This window comes from Cuniculiplasma divulgatum (assembly GCA_031200235.1).
Taxonomy (GTDB): domain Archaea; phylum Thermoplasmatota; class Thermoplasmata; order Thermoplasmatales; family Thermoplasmataceae; genus UBA509.
Genome location: CP133595.1, coordinates 568,746 through 584,958, shown reverse-complemented (window position 1 = coordinate 584,958; position 16,213 = coordinate 568,746). Strand labels below are relative to the sequence as shown.

The 16,213-nt window shown below is 42.5% G+C and carries 22 protein-coding genes and 1 tRNA gene; 11 read left to right on the top strand and 12 right to left on the bottom strand.

Going from position 1 to position 16,213, the window contains the following annotated elements; translation table 11 throughout:
• Nucleotides 1–485 precede the first annotated feature (485 nt).
• The 7 genes from RE469_03205 to RE469_03175 form a co-directional block, all read right to left on the bottom strand.
• The gene (locus RE469_03205) at nucleotides 486–704 is read right to left on the bottom strand and encodes a hypothetical protein (protein ID WMT45209.1); all 219 of its coding nucleotides are present in this window, start codon (nucleotides 702–704) and stop codon (nucleotides 486–488) included.
• A complete protein-coding gene (locus RE469_03200; protein ID WMT45208.1) occupies nucleotides 704–1,042 on the bottom strand; it encodes a hypothetical protein in 339 nt (112 codons plus the stop codon). The genes RE469_03205 and RE469_03200 overlap by 1 nt, the downstream gene beginning before the upstream one ends.
• A gap of 641 nt (nucleotides 1,043–1,683) precedes the next feature.
• Complete coding sequence (locus RE469_03195; GenBank protein WMT45207.1) at nucleotides 1,684–2,031, bottom strand: hypothetical protein; 348 nt, start codon at nucleotides 2,029–2,031, stop codon at nucleotides 1,684–1,686.
• A gap of 456 nt (nucleotides 2,032–2,487) precedes the next feature.
• Nucleotides 2,488–2,775: a hypothetical protein gene (locus tag RE469_03190; protein WMT45206.1), complete on the bottom strand. Its 288-nt coding sequence runs from the start codon at nucleotides 2,773–2,775 to the stop codon at nucleotides 2,488–2,490.
• A complete protein-coding gene (locus tag RE469_03185) occupies nucleotides 2,772–2,945 on the bottom strand; it encodes a hypothetical protein (GenBank protein WMT45205.1) in 174 nt (57 codons plus the stop codon). Before RE469_03185 ends, RE469_03190 begins: the two co-directional genes overlap by 4 nt.
• A complete protein-coding gene (locus RE469_03180; GenBank protein WMT45204.1) occupies nucleotides 2,942–3,082 on the bottom strand; it encodes a hypothetical protein in 141 nt (46 codons plus the stop codon). The genes RE469_03185 and RE469_03180 overlap by 4 nt, the downstream gene beginning before the upstream one ends.
• Nucleotides 3,079–3,396, bottom strand: coding sequence for a hypothetical protein (locus RE469_03175; GenBank protein ID WMT45203.1), 318 nt, complete (start codon nucleotides 3,394–3,396; stop codon nucleotides 3,079–3,081). Before RE469_03175 ends, RE469_03180 begins: the two co-directional genes overlap by 4 nt.
• 199 nt (nucleotides 3,397–3,595) lie before the next feature.
• Between RE469_03175 and RE469_03170 the strand changes: the two genes are divergently transcribed.
• The gene (locus RE469_03170) at nucleotides 3,596–4,801 is read left to right on the top strand and encodes an IS110 family transposase (GenBank protein ID WMT45202.1); all 1,206 of its coding nucleotides are present in this window, start codon (nucleotides 3,596–3,598) and stop codon (nucleotides 4,799–4,801) included.
• A 387-nt stretch (nucleotides 4,802–5,188) separates the two neighbouring features.
• Here RE469_03170 and RE469_03165 read toward each other — a convergent pair whose 3' ends face one another.
• Nucleotides 5,189–7,048 (bottom strand): ATP-binding protein, encoded by a 1,860-nt coding sequence (locus tag RE469_03165; GenBank protein WMT45201.1) that lies wholly within the window; start codon nucleotides 7,046–7,048, stop codon nucleotides 5,189–5,191.
• Between the two features lie 398 nt (nucleotides 7,049–7,446).
• Here RE469_03165 and RE469_03160 point away from each other — a divergent pair, with 398 nt between their 5' ends.
• A complete protein-coding gene (locus RE469_03160) occupies nucleotides 7,447–7,740 on the top strand; it encodes a hypothetical protein (GenBank protein ID WMT45200.1) in 294 nt (97 codons plus the stop codon).
• Here RE469_03160 and RE469_03155 read toward each other — a convergent pair.
• The gene (locus tag RE469_03155) at nucleotides 7,737–9,020 is read right to left on the bottom strand and encodes a site-specific integrase (protein ID WMT45199.1); all 1,284 of its coding nucleotides are present in this window, start codon (nucleotides 9,018–9,020) and stop codon (nucleotides 7,737–7,739) included. The genes RE469_03160 and RE469_03155 overlap by 4 nt on opposite strands.
• A gap of 152 nt (nucleotides 9,021–9,172) precedes the next feature.
• Here RE469_03155 and RE469_03150 point away from each other — a divergent pair, with 152 nt between their 5' ends.
• Nucleotides 9,173–9,388 carry a type II toxin-antitoxin system HicB family antitoxin gene (locus tag RE469_03150; protein WMT45198.1) on the top strand — a complete coding sequence of 72 codons (216 nt, stop codon included), beginning with the start codon at nucleotides 9,173–9,175 and terminating at the stop codon, nucleotides 9,386–9,388.
• Entirely contained in the window at nucleotides 9,381–9,602 is a 222-nt protein-coding gene (locus RE469_03145; protein ID WMT45197.1) for a type II toxin-antitoxin system HicA family toxin, read from the top strand. Before RE469_03150 ends, RE469_03145 begins: the two co-directional genes overlap by 8 nt.
• Before the next feature lie 96 nt (nucleotides 9,603–9,698).
• Here the strand turns inward: RE469_03145 and RE469_03140 are convergent, their stop codons facing one another.
• On the bottom strand, nucleotides 9,699–10,100 hold the full coding sequence (locus RE469_03140) for a hypothetical protein (GenBank protein ID WMT45196.1): 402 nt from the start codon (nucleotides 10,098–10,100) through the stop codon (nucleotides 9,699–9,701).
• Between the two features lie 114 nt (nucleotides 10,101–10,214).
• Here RE469_03140 and RE469_03135 point away from each other — a divergent pair, with 114 nt between their 5' ends.
• Entirely contained in the window at nucleotides 10,215–10,514 is a 300-nt protein-coding gene (locus tag RE469_03135) for a helix-turn-helix domain-containing protein (protein ID WMT45195.1), read from the top strand.
• Nucleotides 10,515–10,725: 211 nt separating this feature from the next.
• Here the strand turns inward: RE469_03135 and RE469_03130 are convergent.
• Nucleotides 10,726–10,797, bottom strand: a tRNA-Val gene (locus RE469_03130).
• 235 nt (nucleotides 10,798–11,032) lie between these two features.
• Between RE469_03130 and RE469_03125 the strand changes: the two genes are divergently transcribed.
• The 4 genes from RE469_03125 (at nucleotide 11,033) to ychF (ending at nucleotide 14,690) form a co-directional block, all read left to right on the top strand.
• Nucleotides 11,033–11,893 (top strand): isoaspartyl peptidase/L-asparaginase, encoded by an 861-nt coding sequence (locus RE469_03125; GenBank protein WMT45194.1) that lies wholly within the window; start codon nucleotides 11,033–11,035, stop codon nucleotides 11,891–11,893.
• A gap of 89 nt (nucleotides 11,894–11,982) precedes the next feature.
• A complete protein-coding gene (locus tag RE469_03120; GenBank protein WMT45193.1) occupies nucleotides 11,983–13,041 on the top strand; it encodes an NAD(P)-dependent glycerol-1-phosphate dehydrogenase in 1,059 nt (352 codons plus the stop codon).
• A gap of 16 nt (nucleotides 13,042–13,057) precedes the next feature.
• Nucleotides 13,058–13,495, top strand: a complete 438-nt coding sequence (locus RE469_03115; protein ID WMT45192.1) for a UPF0179 family protein — start codon at nucleotides 13,058–13,060, stop codon at nucleotides 13,493–13,495.
• A gap of 13 nt (nucleotides 13,496–13,508) precedes the next feature.
• Entirely contained in the window at nucleotides 13,509–14,690 is a 1,182-nt protein-coding gene (ychF, locus tag RE469_03110) for a YchF-related putative GTPase (GenBank protein WMT45191.1), read from the top strand.
• Nucleotides 14,691–14,695: 5 nt separating this feature from the next.
• Here the strand turns inward: ychF and RE469_03105 are convergent, their stop codons facing one another.
• Nucleotides 14,696–14,923, bottom strand: coding sequence for a hypothetical protein (locus RE469_03105; GenBank protein WMT45190.1), 228 nt, complete (start codon nucleotides 14,921–14,923; stop codon nucleotides 14,696–14,698).
• A gap of 229 nt (nucleotides 14,924–15,152) precedes the next feature.
• On the opposite strand from RE469_03105, the gene RE469_03100 reads away from it, so the two are divergent.
• The gene (locus tag RE469_03100; protein WMT45189.1) at nucleotides 15,153–15,581 is read left to right on the top strand and encodes a 30S ribosomal protein S12; all 429 of its coding nucleotides are present in this window, start codon (nucleotides 15,153–15,155) and stop codon (nucleotides 15,579–15,581) included.
• Nucleotides 15,581–16,147, top strand: coding sequence for a 30S ribosomal protein S7 (locus tag RE469_03095; protein ID WMT45188.1), 567 nt, complete (start codon nucleotides 15,581–15,583; stop codon nucleotides 16,145–16,147). Before RE469_03100 ends, RE469_03095 begins: the two co-directional genes overlap by 1 nt.
• The last annotated feature ends 66 nt before the right edge of the window (nucleotides 16,148–16,213 follow it).

Here is a 16,213-nt window from a genome sequence, read left to right as displayed (position 1 = left end):
AGACCTCCGAGACGAGCGAAGGCAAAAAGAGGGGGGGAATTTGTGAGCGAAGCGAACAAAGGAGGGGTGAATTTTTGCCGTAGCGAAAGCCAAATCCTCCGTTCAGGAGGTTGGCGTGTCGCAGAGTGCCCTGTGCTTCGCACTTGTGCGTAGCGAGGCGGGGGCTTATTGCTCTTGTGGACTTCTCACGAGAAGTCCGTAATTATAGTTCTTGTAGACTTCTTTCAAGAAGTCTGAAATAAAAAGTAAAAGGAAATAAGGAGGGCATTAAGCGCCCCGTGTATTGACACACGGGGGCACGTGTGGCTCTCACGTGCTAAGCTTACGTGGTCGTTTAGCTGGTCTTTTACTAACGTAATGTCTGTTGGATACTCTGCTGGCTGATAGTGTGAGCCATTTCCTGCACTTCGGACAATACCAATTCTCCGTTTCCTCTAACTGACATAATGGCGTTCCGCAAAACATACACTTTATTCTGTATTCCTTCATTTCATTGCCTCCTTCCGCATTGCTTCATATTGCTCTGTCTTGGCCTTTAACTGCCGTTCTAACTGCTCTATTTTCGTGTGTGGGTCTACATATCCTTTATTCTCCTTATATTGCGATATGAGAAAATTCAGGACACGTGATAACTCCTTGTGCTTTGTGAGTTCCTCCACGAATTCCACGTTTTCTGGCTCTATATGAAATGTAGTTATGTGCATCACTTACTCACCTCTGCCTTGTGCAATATGATTGCCTTGTAGTAGCTGTTCCCTGATTTCCTGCTAATGAGTTTATCCAATACGAAAAAGGTATCAGGTTTTAGATAGCCTAAATCGTATTGCTCGTTCAATACTGATGAGCCATAGAAAGATACAATCTGTCCGTCAGAAGTCCGTTTTGCGTAATAGATATATAGCTCTGCCTCCTGACCTTCCCTTTCTATTTTCGTTTTTTCTACACTTGAGAGTTGTAGCTCCTCTCCTATGAGAACGTCCTTTTCCACTTGTAGCATACCTTCGGTATGCTTTTGTTCGTCTGTGTTTTCTTGTTCAGCCATTCAATCACAATAATATTGGGTAGAAAAGATATAATAAGGTATCTGCAATGAATATTGAAGCAAAGTAAAAGATAGTCATATTACTTGGAATATAGCTGAAAAGAAATGCACAATGTAAGATATGGATATATATTTATATCTTGATGTTCATATATTATATACGGGCATATTCTCGGTTATATAACTTGGAATAATTAAAAGGGAATGGTGAGCAAAATATAAAAGCACCACGAAAACAATAGATTTTTTGTTGTTGTTTCTATCCGTTCGTCTGTGCTGGTTTCTCTGTTCGCAATATAGCGTTTAGACGCTTTTTTTGCTGTTCTTCCTCCTCACACATAGGGCAACACTCCTTGAGCCTTGAGCCGATAAGGAATAGATGGCCTCTTTGGTGTATGTGTATTAGAGGGTATATTTCTTGCATTTTGCCACCATAAATATAACGAAAAATAGGATATAAACTTTATCGGGGAAACGTGGCGGTGGCAAAGCCACGCTCCCTAAGAAATCGTTATTTTCGCAACAACGAGCTTAAAAAGAGGGTGGTGTGCATACATTCTACGCATAGCCCTGAATTATTGACCGCTGTTATCCCTGCTTCCTCGTCATCTATCCTGACCTTGCATATTCTACACTTCATTTCATCGCCTTAACAAATGTCCTAAGCGTTCCTTATCGTATTCTTGCATTTCCTCTTTGCTGGCTCTTTCCAATACGACAACGTCCTCTTTTCCGTATTTTGCGTATGAGAACTTAATGTATTGTGCCTCTGCACAACTGCCGTCCCGATATACAGGATAATATATGCCTATTCCCTCCCTCTCGCCATAGCGTATCTCGGAAAATACAGAAGGAGTAAAAAGCTCCTTTTCAATCGTAATCACTGACCCTGCTCCAAAAGATAACAAAGTGTGTAATTCATTTTCCGTCCGCCATTTCATCGTTTTTATGTCGTTTTTTCTCTCCTTCCCATTTCTTTCAGCTTCCATTTTTCTCACCTATAAAGTGTGAAATCCTTGCGTGATACCTTCCTTTTTTGTGTTCCTTAACGTGCAAGACTACGTGCTTTCTCCTTCCCTCCTCGAACCATTCTATTGTTATGAGAAAACTAATCAGTTTTCCCTTCGGTGCATTGGGTATTTTCATACTCTCACTTATTATATTTGAAAAGATAGATATTTATAGATTTACCTCCATTTCCTCTGTCTTAAGAACTACAATAATTCTGATGAAATATGAGCATACAGCTATTGCAATGAAAGACCAAAGAAAAGTAATTCCAATTAATTCAATCCACATTCCTGTAATAGACGCTGGGCTATTCGTTGTAGCGTCCTGCACGGATACACGAACAATAATCATTAGGAAAGCCAGAAAATATGTAAAGAAAACTGCAAAAATAGAGATAATAAGCTTAAGCCACGCAATCTCTTTTTTTTCTGATTTCAAAAGATGGCAATTTCCTCGCCTCCCTCGTCAATACGGATTTTCGGTTTCCTAAATAGACGATATTCTATCTCTACCCTACTTCCTGATTTCCTGCCTATTACTGCACTATTGGGGTGTTCATATTTGATTTGTGCCAATTCCTGTCTGAATTCACGATACATATTTTGTTGCATTGCCATAACCGATAATACAGGATTGTGTCCGTATTCTGCGTTCCTTGCCCTCTTTTTTAGCTCTCGTAATTCATTCACATTAACGGCTTCCATTTCCATTATCTCGCTCATTCTTTATCACCTCCTTTCCGAGTCTCTTTCCCCTGCTTATTTACCGCTTTCTCAATTTCACGATATACTATGTCGTCTATTTGCTCTCCCAGCATATTAATGCGGTTAGCTTCCCGCTCCTCGCAAAGTATCTCTCTTATTTTTATCTTTGTTTTGTAATCTAAATTCATTTTTTAACCTCCTCCTCGTCTTCTTCCTTATAGCCTGCCGTCCACTTTACAAAATCATCTAATGCGTCTGTCCTCTTCTTATTATCTTTCTGCATCTTCTTTATCTGACGGTTCAAGAACCAATCTCTTATGCTCATTCATTATCACCTCCTTGCGTGAGCTTCGCTCTTTCTTCGGGGGTCGTCCCGCTCTTTGCTTTCAGCTTCTCTAACTCAGTCTGATATTCTCGAATTTTCTCATTAGCCAATTTCCTTCCCTCCTCTGTTGTTGCTTGAGCATACTTCTGTTGCCATAAATTCAGTAATCGTGCCAATTCCTCTTTAGTGTGTATCATTACAGGCTCTCTTTCTGCCGTTTCGTTGCCTGGCTCTTCTTCTTTTGATTTAAATTTTTTCTCGTATTTTTTCCTCGCTCTATCCTCTGGTGAAGTCCAATATGTTCTTGTAAGCAAAGCGTGGATTGGTGGATATAAGATGTCATGAAAAAAGTTCTTTTGGCCACGCTTTCATGACGATGTTAGCGTGAGAGCCGGAGAGGCAGCAGAGTTTAGACTTGACCTGCGAGGTCGCAACTTAGATTTGCTGCCCTTCGCCTCGACATAATACCCTGAAACAAGGGTGAATAGAAGGCTGTCGAGATTACTCCGACTCATGCTCCCACACAAACCACTGGAGGTGGTCTGGATATACATAGGACTTGATATACATAAACGTACCGTATCTGTTACGGAAATGGATAATGAGGGGAATGTGAATGAACAGTATGATATGGGCAACAGCGCATCATCATGGGAGGGGTTCAGGGCAAGATATGCTGTTGCGGATACTGAGATTGCCCTGGAGGTATCCACAACTGGGAAGTATGTTGCCCGGAAGCTCAGGGACATGGGATTCCACACACATATGGCAGATCCGTCCACACTGGCACTCATATTCAGGACTGCGAAGAAGAACGACAGGGAGGATTCCTACAAATTAGCAAAGCTCCTGAGGTTAGGGGAACTCCCTGAGGTGCATCTCCCCTCCAGGTACTCTGATGATCTGAGATCACTCGTCAGGTACAGAAGGTCACTTGGAGAGGCCATAACCATGATCAAGAACAGGGTTCATGCCATCCTGGCATCTGCAGGCATAAGCATTGATGCAACTGACATATTCGGAAAGAAGGGGATGAAATGCATTCTGGGATCAGTGGATAGCATTTCCACTGCCCAGAGATTCGTCCTCGCTGATCTGCTGGATCAGATAGCATACCTGATGGGGAAAGAGACCATGGTGGAGGATGAGATATCCAGATCTGTCATGAATGACAGGAACGTGAATCTCCTCATGACAATTCCCGGTATGGGCATATATTCATCAGCTGCAATCATGTCAGAGATAGATGACATATCCAGATTCGATTCAAAGGAGAAGCTTGCTTCATACGCAGGCCTTGTTCCAAGGCAGGACCAGTCCGGGAATCGTGACATAAAGGGTCACATATCAAAGCATGGACCCTCCATGCTCCGATTCATAATGGTGAATGCAGCACATATTGTCATCAAGTACAGCGAACGGATGAGGAAGAAGTATCTCAGCCTTGTACGGAGATTGGGGAAGAACCGTGCAATTGTTGCAATTGCAAGGATACTGCTTGAGACCATTTACACAATGCTGAAGAAGGGAGAGCATTTCGTTGACCAGATAGATACATTGACAGAGAGGAAGATAGCATCCATGAGATCAAGGGCAGTAAAGCCCTCCCAGACCATCACCCTGGAAGATCGCATGAATGTGCTCAGGAATGTTCAGAAGGAGAGGCTGAAGAGAAATGGCAATGAAGGAAAGATAAATAAGGCCAATGCCATGACATGAATGTCATAGAACTTTTTTCATAGAAGTCAAAATACCAAACCACGTCAATAATTAATAAACTAATACTCATAGAACTTTGCAATATCGGGTTTTCCAGAGATACCCACGAAAAAGAATAAAGCCCTGTAAAAGAAAAAGCGTAGACCATCGCTACAATACCTAAAACTTCCAAAAAAATCATAATTACAAACCAGATAATAATGTCAATAAAAGCGATGGCAAAAGAAAAAATGAGTGGGTAAAAGAGCCAATTCGGAACGAATGTGTATTGTGGTAATGTGTTCCACGGAACTTGTTGGAAAAAGATAGGAAAGTTAAAAAATATGAACAATAAGGATAGAATGATAAGCCTATGTTTATAGTTAAAATTCTGCTTCCCCACGATATTCATAGCTTTTCCTCCTGTAATTCGGGCAAAGTAAGCACTTTTACGTCTGGGTATTTCTCAACATACTTCTTTTTCTCACTCTGGTTTGGGACGATGATAATTGTTTCCTTGCCCTGTTTCTGATAATAGGCTATCCTGTCCTTGATGTCCGAGATATCGTTTTTAAGCCCTGTTTCAATCTCAAAAACATATTTATCGCTTTCAATATCTGCCGTGCTAATACCCGATGGTTGTATTTTCGGATTAATTCCCTTATGATAAATCACGTCCGCCGTTCGATTCACAAGATAAGTATGAAGCCCAGATGGATTTTCTCCGTTTCGGAAATAGATTTTTGTGTCTTTGATGTCAGGTTTATCATTTACAAATTTTACGTTATTAACTTCCTTCACGTCTATTTTCTCTAATTTTAAAAGCATCGGCAATGTCTTACGATATAAAGTTAAACGATAATTCTCTCCCTCCCCACCATATCTCTCGGCAAAACGCTTTCCCAAATCCTGTATATTTCCTGCCTGTGATAGAAATTCAAAGATAACTTTTTGATAGTCTATATCCTCCTTCCTCTCTTCCTCGGAACTCCCTTTGCCTTTGCTGTCATTATTGTTTATTGTAATCTCCTTCACGGAATATAACTTCGGTTTTGGGTTCTGCAATCTATATATTATCACATATTGGTCGGGTCTATCCTGCCCGATGTCCGTAAACTCGTAAGTAGAGAGCATTTGAGCTACAACTTGGTGGAATAAATCACTAATGGCACTTACCTCGTCTAAATTCTCCTTGCCAGATTGTTTGAAGCTGAATTGTGTTTTACAGTTATCTAATGCCTGTCCTCGCAAATCCGCTATTCTTTGAGAAGCTAGTATCATACTACCTTTTGCACCAATGAGAGCGGACATCTCTGGTATTATAGAAAACCCTGATTTTGTCAATAAATGAGCCTCGTCTATTACGAATAAAGTATTTTGCCTCTTGTTCCATACCTCTTTAGAGAGTTGATTAAGCAAGAACTCTGCATAGAATTTGAAAAATTGCATATCTACCTCGGTGTTCTCTGAACCCTCAAAATCAACTACACAAGTATTGGGTAATTCATAATTCAAAACATTTTCCCGATATATGATTGGCAAATTGTTCTGTATGAACTTTAATGCTCCTTTGGTAATGCTTTCACTTTCGGATTTTAGCATATCCTCCAATATCTTTTTGAAATCTTGCCAATTTTTGCTCTTTTCCGCTATCTGCTTTACCTGACCTCTGACTGTTGAAGCGGTTATGCCCTGCATACTCGCGCTGATTGGAAATGCCGTTATAAACGCCCTTGCCACTGCCTCTGGACTTATAAAAACATTAGGAACTGCTTTGTGGATATAGAGTGTAGGATAGCCTAACCTTGTGTAATCATCTGTTGCCTTAAACATAAAAATTATTTTCTTTTCTTCTGATAAGGATTGGATTAATTTATAGACCAATTGACTTTTACCTGAACGGGAAGCCCCCATAACTGCTATAATGCGATTATGTCCCTTTCTTTCGAGATATTCGTTTATGTCCATTTTCCCTTCATATATTGTTTCTCTGTCCTTCTGCCAGCCCCTCCCGCTCTCGTCCTCGTGCCACGTTAGTTTTACATCTGCAATAGCTAAAATCTCATTCTGTATTTTTTGCGGGCTCACAAACTGCGCTCTCCATAGAATACTCAAAACAATACAAAAAATAATCCAACTCGTTATTACTGCCCCTACCAAAGACACGGGTATTAGAAGTATAGCCACGAGTAAAGCGAATAAGCCTGCCACACTCACAACTGCGACACGTCCGTGTTTACGTCTGGGGCGGCTAAATGCTTCCATCATAATTATATTTCACCTCCAATATTATTATGGGTTTCTCTATCCAGCAAATCCATCAAAATAGCGGTTGCACCGACAAGCTCCTCTCCTGAAACCACGTCTGGCAGAGATAAGAGAATTGGTAGGATGGGGGATTTGGGAATTTCTTAGCAAAGCTATGTTTAAGGTGTTTTATTGATGTTTTTTTAACCAAAATCAAATCAACGTGTTCGACCATACTTATCTATTTGTAATTCAATGAGAGAATATATATGGTTAATACCATTACTATACCTATGAGCATATATTTATCGTGGGTAGAATACTATTCATGTGCTTACTGCGAGGAAATCATCAATACTATGCTATCTGCTGATAAGACAATGAGTCAATATAAGATTACTAAACTTGTAAAAAGTAAAATGAACTCAAAGACCGCAATAAAACATATTGAGGATTTAATTGACGTGGGGATTATAATTGATTATGGTGGTCCTGCTCTTCGGCTTTTGGAAGATATAAAATCAGTATTTTTAGAAACATCTTATGAACCATACGGGAAACCTGCTCGGAAAGGCATATTAGATTTTTCAAATGAAAACGATGTTGAATTATTGTCAGAAATTATAAAAGCTCAACACAAGAAACGAAAAAAAAGCTATGCTTTATGGTTTGATTACGCATTCTTATATGAAAAGTGTATGAAAAAGGACTAAAACCTCAACCTCATTACCGCTTTTCCGTTCGGCAATACTGCTTCAAAGTCGTATCCATCGCTGATATACTGCTCTATTTCGTTTACAGGTATGACCTTCTGCTTCGCTCCGTTGTCGCTCATCGCACCTGCTACCTTGTCCCTTAACAACTGCTGAAAGTCCTCATTGCTCACGCTTGAAAGGTCTAACTTGTCTATCTCCTCCTGCTTGTAGCCCACTGCCGATAAGAGCTGTTGCTGTAAGAATAGCTTTGCGTTGTCCTCTGAAACATCGGATATTCTCGTTTCAAGGAATTTTAAACACTTACGATAACTTTCCCTCATCTCCTCTATCATATCTGGCGGTAGCCTCTTATTTGTGCTGTATCTTGCCTCTATATCGCCCTTATGACCCATAATAAACTGCCTCCACGGGTGCGATATTAAGCCCTTGCTCTCCGCTATGTCTAAGGCTGTGCTGAAATAAGCCCTTAAAACGTAAGGTCTCATCTTTAGACCTGCTGTGGTTATTGCTTCTCTGATGTCTCTCGTTACCAACATAGTCCGCATAAAATCATTCTTCTTTGTGCCTCTTACATCGAACTGCAATAAAGGGGATTCATAGGTTAGCTCCTCTCCGTTCTTCCTTCTCTCCTCCAAATATTCCTTGATATACGTTATACCTTCCTCTCCAATAAACGAAAAATATTGGTTTCTTGCCTTGCTTAGCCTCCCCTTCACCATTATTGTGGCTGGAATCTTGGTAAACTCTATTTCATCTGAAATCTTAAGCTCTTTAATATCCCCTAATCGTAATCCGTCAATGCCTTCATAATTGCCCAATGTTTCAGGTCTAAAACCTGAAAATGCCATAATAGAGATTGATACTCTGCCCCTTGATGTCGCTTTTCTTAAAATCCTGCTCAATTCTTCCTTGCTTGGCACTCTTTCATTGTCTAACGTTGGGCTTTCGTTTTCATTTGCTATGTTCACATCTAACTTTATATCGATTCCATTAAATTTAGCCCAAGACCGTAAGACCTTTTTAAATCTTACAATATATGACCCTGCTTTCCCTTCTTTCTCTAATCTTCTAACAAAATCCAAGAAAGTATCTCTGAACTCTAACTTTTCCATATCGGTTAGAAGTTGTTCAGGTGTAGTTTTCTCCAATTCACAATAATAACCTAAAGTTCTTCGGTAAACCGTTGCTGTAAGTATTGATTTAGCCTTTAGATTCTCAAACCATCTTCTTATTTTCGGGTTTTCCATTAGGTCGTCATACTTCGGTTTATAAGTCATATAGCATATAGTCTAGAATCATTAATAAAGTATTCGTTTAATACTTAAAGTGGGCCCGACCGGATTTATTCAACATATTGAGAGACTATTGTTTCACTCAGAGTTTCAACTGAAGCGCAAAGGTTTATACCTATTATTCTATTATAAAAATAATGCGATTTACAGTAGTCATGGAGAAGGATGAAGATGGAATATATGTGGTTACAGTTCCAGCTTTGCCTGGGTGCATATCTGACGGGCGCACGGTAGAAGAGGCCATGTCAAACATAAAGGAAGCCATCCAGGGGTTTATTGACGACATGAATGCAGATGGAGAGACCATTCCCCACGATATTGATATCATTGGAAACATTGAACTCAATGCCTAAACTTCCCTCTATTTCTGGAAAAGATACCGTGAAAGCTCTCTCTAAGGTTGGATTTAGATTCAGGAGACAGGTTGGAAGTCATATGATACTGAAGAGGGAATCAGATGGAAAGAGGGTGGCAATTCCAAACCATGATGAATTGCCAAAGGGTACTCTCAGAGCAATAGTTAGGCAGTGCGACCTTACTGTAGAGGAATTCATAAAGTTACTGTAAACTGTGGTAATCTTATAACTGCAGATATTTTGCAGAGTCCTCATGAATATTTGTGCAAAACTAAGTTTTTAATTTATGAAAGAAGTCAGAAACAAGTCATTCGATTGGTATCAGCAGAAAAAGCTCTTTCTCGCTCCTATAGAATTCGATAATATACCTTTCAGGATCAACTAAATTATCAGCAGATACTTTATCGATGATTAACGGTATTTGACCCAGGTTTTTCTTCCAGTCTGCAATTCTTTCTCTGACATAATTTCCTTTTGGCAGATGTACTTCCTGGAGTCCGGGTGCGTTTATATTATCGCCATCTTCAATTTTAACACACGCTAAATACGTTAGTTTGTTATTTTCCAGTTTCGATAACCCATAGAACTTTTTCTTCTTTAGTGTGGAGAGATTATTCTCCAGCATATCAAACGTCTGTTCAGCAGTTAAAGGACCTTTGAGAGATTTGAGGCACATTAGATTTAAGTTAGAACTAAGTTCATATTTCATGAATATCATCTTTGGATTGGATTTTTATATATCACATTTTCCAGCCATTTTTCACCTTTCGGTAATAATTATAACGGTATCGCTATAAGGCATGAAAAAGAAAAGGTAAACTGCATGAGAGATTACATCAGTGAAGAGAAATTATTTTCAGCTCTTGCATCTTCTGTAAGACTTAAAATTCTGGACTCAATTTCCAATGGATTTGCCAATCCTGGAGAGATTGCAGGAAAACTCAACAGGCATCGTTCGTCAATCGAAAAACATTTGCATATCCTTGTTATTGCAGGAATAATAGAGAAAGAGCCTTCGCTGAACAAAAAGGGTCAATTATCAGTCAAATACAGAATTAAGGTCGATTTGTCAGAATTGCTGTCATTTGCTGACAGGACTTTTAAAGTACAGAAAGAGGAATAAAATTATTTCGTAAGGGAAATACCCCAAGTTCAATTTCTCCCTAAGATAAACATGGTTCTGGAACTTTGAATTAATTTGGGGATGGTGCCGAGATTCAATATTGCATAAGGTGGGGCTAATAACTAACTCGATGTTGACTGTGAGTTTGTTAGCTAAATCGTCAAATTTTCCTTTTACTCATAAGAAAGTAAGACTCATTTATAGCAGTAAATGGGCCCGACCGGATTCGAACCGGTGACCTCCTCCGTGTCAGGGAGACATCATACCGCTAGACTACGAGCCCTTAACCATCCTGGAATTGTTGTCCTATATGGGATAGATGGCTGCTGTCGCACATATAAAAAATCTATTTAACACTTGCGAGCTTCATTTGCGCTATACAGGCGTATGTGCCAAGGCAATCAGGTTCAGGCATGTCCTGAGAACCGAAGAACGATCCGCAGGCATTGACTTTTCTTTGCTCATAGCCGGCAAATTTGAGCTGGCAAAAATTCTATAAAAGCTCGGGATGACCCCATATGGAAGATGTTCTCCTTATCCACTCAGGTGCAGGCTCAGATCGGTCCTATAATCCACGGCTTGAAAGATATGCCCGTGAGTCCTTCAGGCAGTCAGGGGCGCTGGACAGTGTGGTGGAAGCCGTAAGGATGATGGAGGACGATCCTGATTTCAACGCTGGAACCGGTTCAGTGAAGCGCATAGATGGAACAATACAGATGGATGCTGCAGTGATGATGGCTGGCTCCATAGGTTCAGTTGTGAATATTGAGAGAGTGAAGAATCCCATACTGGTGGCAAGGGCAGTAATGGAGAGAACGCCCCATGTAATGCTTTCAGGAGACGGTGCAGTCGCATTTGCCAGAAGGATCGGATATGAGGATTACGATCCGTCGACCCCCAGGACTGAGGAGCTTTACAGAAAGGCCTTGAAAATCTTATCCGGTGCAGAAAAAGATATTCCCGAGAGATATGCGTCTTACATGAAATATGCTGGAATTTTCGGGATTCCAGAAAACAAGGATACTGTTGGTGCCGTTGCACGAGTTTCCGGAAAATTTGCCGCTGCAGTCTCTACAGGGGGGTCTTCTCCCATGATGCGAGGCAGGGTGGGAGATTCTCCCATACCGGGTGCAGGATTGTTCGCTGGTGAAAAGGGGGCGATCGTAGCAACAGGCATCGGAGAGGAAATAATGAAGAGAAGCCTCTGCTACAGCATATATCATCAGATTGGAACTGAAAACCTTGAGGATATAATAAAGCGGGAGATTGATGGGTTCAATGGAGTCCTTGCAGGAGTGATAGCCATCACCGGGGATTCCTATGCTTCATATTCCAACAGCAGTATGGCGGTTGGCGTATTCAGATTCGGCAATAAGTGAATCTTTAGCTGGAAAATCTGAACTACAGACGGCAAACGTTAAATCCCACAAGGTTAAGATTTATATCCACGTACATGATGATATGCGAAATGGAATTCGAGAAATTCAAGACCATGCAGTTCCCCAGGGATGTATATGTGGGGCATGGCGTTCTGCCGAACATAGTTCCAGTGGTTGGCAGATACATGAGAGCCGGTTCCATTCTGGTTGTTACAGGCAATATCACGTATAACCTGGCCGGCAGGGAAATAGAGACGCTTTTAACAGATTCTGGCTATTCAGTCCATGTCATCAAGGCAGACAAGGCTGACATATTAAATCTCAAGAACATTGAAGAGGAGGCCAAAGATCTTTCCATAGGCCTTATTGTTGGAGTGGGTGGCGGGACAAAGATAGACCTTGCCAAGAAATCCGCCTTCGACATGGGTGTCCCGTTCGTAAGCGTTCCAACGTCGCCGAGCCATGATGGTATCGCATCTCCACGTGCCTCCATCAGGAATGAGAAGCTCACGGTATCTCAGGAAGCTTCCATGCCAATAGCCATCATAGCTGATACATATATACTGTCCAGGGCGCCATTCAGGTACCTCAGGGCCGGAGCCGCAGATGTCATATCGAACCTCACTGCCCTCCTGGACTGGAAACTTGCCAACAGGCTGCACGGTGAAGAGTACAGCTCAAGTGCCGCAGCTATTTCTGAGTATGCTGCAAGGGAACTCCTTGAAAAGAGCCATATGGTCATGGAAGGAGTGGAAGAATCAGTCTGGCTTGTGACAAAACAGATACTGGCCTCCGGTACTGCCATGGCAATCGCAGGAAACTCACGTCCTGCCAGCGGCAGTGAACACCTGCTTGCGCATGCCCTTGAAATGTCAAATCCCGGTGCATCCATCCACGGCGAGCAGTGCGCCATGGGTTCTGTTGTCTCAATGTTTCTGCATGGAGGGGAATGGCAGGTCCTTGCCAATGCATATTCACGCATGGGGCTTTCCATCCGGGCTAAAGATTATAACATACCTGATACTGTGGTGATTAAGGCGTTATCAACCGCCCACAGGATAAGGCCCGAGAGATACACCATTCTGGGCGAAAAGGACATAAGTACCAATGCTGCGGAAAAGGCTCTCGAAATTACGGGCATCATCTGAAACCGGTGTCGGCATCATGGCTAAAATTTCATTAATAGGAATCGATCTTGCAAAGGAGGGTCTGGAGTTCAGGTTTGTTGGACCCCTTGTAGGCTGTGCTGAGTGCAGGATAAAGAACGTGTGCTTCAACCTTGAACCGGGCCGGAAATACAGGATAACAAAGGTCAGGGACAAGGAAAATCCATGCTTTGTATATGATCAGGACAAGGTTTCCACAATTGAGGTCGAAGAGCTTCCCGAGTACGTCAATCTCCAGGCCGGAAGGAAGCTTCAGGAAGGATCATCTGTGACCATGAAGTCCATGGATTGCGATCATTTCACATGTCCCCATATCGAGACCTGCAATCTTATCCACATGAGGGAGGGCTCCAAGGTAACCATCAAGAAAGTTGAGGAAAAGATCGAGTGCCCCAAGGGATACAACATGAAAAGGGTACTGGTAAATTTTCACTGAAGATGCCTGAGAAATGACAGTAAAGATAGGCCTTGTCGGAAAACCAAACGTTGGGAAGTCCACGATTTTCTCTGCAATGACAAGGAGCCATGCTGATATTGCCAATTATCCATTCACAACACTGAAACCAAATGTGGGAGTGACCTACATAGAAACTCCATGTCCCCACACAGAAATCGGGAAACAGTGCAATCCGCGTGAGGGATACTGTGAAAATGGCATACGGCATGTGCCAATTGAGATCATAGATGTTCCCGGCCTGATTCCGGGCGCAAGCCAGGGAAAGGGCATGGGGAATGAGTTCCTGGACAATCTCCGGGATTCCGAGGCGCTCTGCCACATAATCGACGGATCCGGGCTCACAGCTCCGGACGGAACGCCCATCCAGGCCAGAAGGAAGCCCTGGGAAGACATAGACACCATAGAAGGTGAGATAAAGCAGTGGCTTGCTGACAGGATTTACAGGGACTGGGAGAAGTTTGCAAGGAAGGCGGATTCATCGGGTGAAAAACCTGATAGGTCCCTCCACAGGAAGATAGCATCCTTTGGACTGACAGAAAAGCAGGTTTCCCTGATTTTCTCAAGGGGATCATTCCCTGCCAGGTTCATGCTGTGGACCGAGGAAGATGCAATGCGATTCTCGGAGGTCATATTTGAGTTCATGAAGCCAGTGTTTCGGATTGCCAACAAAGCCGATAACATGGAACCTGATTCAAGGGATGAACTCTTACAGAAATATCCCGGGCTATACCTCGTTTCCGGAGAATTCGAGCTTGCCTTTGAGAAGGCACTGAAATCAGGAATGATTAAAGGTGGTCCAAGGGACTTTGAGATTACAGGCTCTGCAAGCAGGCAGCAGTCGGCGGCACTGGACCGAATCCGGGAATTCTTCAGGGACCCCGGCATAACGCTCATATCGCAAATAATGGGCATGATAGTCCAGGAAAAACTTGGCTACGTCATCGTATTCCCGGTCGTTGATGAAAGCACGTGGGAGGACAATAAGGGCAACGTGCTCCCGGATGCACTGCTTATGCCTTCAGGATCCACAGCGCTGGATCTTGCTTTCAAGATACATACTGATATCGGCGAGGGCTTCATCAGGGCTGTGGACTGCAGGACAAGGCGGGTCATAGGGAAAGACCATGTCCTGGCCAATTCTGACATAATAAGGATAGTCTCCAAGACCAGGTAGGATCATCATGCAGTGTCGGAATACGAGTAATCCGGAAGCTGATCTATCTCCAGTTCAGGATGTTCCTCCTTCCACTCATGTTCTGTGAGTTTTCCTGCTGAAGATACTTTGTCAAAGGAAGTGTTTCCGCAGTAAGGGCATTTCATGAGAAGTTCGTTGAAGACATGAGGCTTCAGTATGTCCCTTGCCCTGAAAACATGCTGGAAATCCTTTCCGCACTTGCTGCAGTGCACATTCCAAATATGGATATATTTCTGCATAAATCCCTGTAGAAATTCAGTTTATTTGCTTTCACTCACAGCAAAATACATTCAAATTATGCCATCACTCGTTTTGGGCACCGTACAGGAATAGTATTTTAATATGCCAGGGAACGCTATGAAAACAATGAAAGCCGTTAAATATAATTTAGCATATCCCATGCCTGCTCGATTAAGTTAAACAAAATCACAGGGTGATGTATTGGCAAACGGAGAAAACGCTGGTGGAAAGTTAAAATCAGTAAGAAAGAAATTCAAGTGGTCAGATAGCAAATTCAAGCGGAGAGTGCTTCATCTCAAGAAGAAGAGCGACCCGCTGGAGGGCGCCCCTTCAGCTAAAGGCATAGTCATAGAAAAGATTGGGATTGAGGCTAAGCAGCCGAACTCTGCAATCAGGAAATGCGTGAAGCTTCAGCTCATAAAGAACGGAAGGCAGATTACGGCCTTCGCGCCAGGTGACGGTGCAATCAACTATATTGATGAGCACGACGAGGTCACCGTGGAAGGCATAAGGGGAAGGCAGGGAAGAAGTAAAGGAGATATCCCCGGAGTAAGGTACAAAGTTTCAAAGGTCAACGGAATATCGCTCCATGAGCTTGTGAAGGGTAGAAAGGAGAAGACGGTGAGATAATGGTAGACCTTAAAATCCTGGGTGAATATGCAATAAATGAGGTGCAGGTTCATGATGAGGGCCTATCCAAATACATAAACCTCACCAGCAACGTGAACCTCCACAGCGGTGGCAGATTCTCCAGCTATTCAGCAGGAAAGAGAAATGTGAACACGGTGGAGAGGCTCCTGAACAAGCTAATGAGATCCGAGAAATGGACCGGGAAGAAGTACAGCGCATACAGAGTCCTGAAGGAAGCCTTCGAGTTGATCGCTGAGAAGACAAAGCAGAACCCGGTACAGCTCCTGATCAATGCAATAGAGAATGCAGCTCCAAGGGAAGAGGTCACTAGGCTCAAATACGGCGGAATAGCAGTACCAAAGGCAGTGGACGTTTCACCATCCAGAAGGGTTGACGTTGCCCTCAGGAACATCGCAATCGGGGCCACAAATGCATCATTCAAGAGCAAGAAGGCAATAGCCAACTGCCTTGCGGATGAGATCATGAACGCTGCCAGAAATGACGCCTCCTCCTTCGCGGTGAACAAGAAAGAGGAAATTGAGAGAATAGCGGCATCTGCCAGATAATCTTTTTTTATATATCTCCATCCATCCCTCTTCTATTATGGACATTGTTAATATTCAATAAGGACC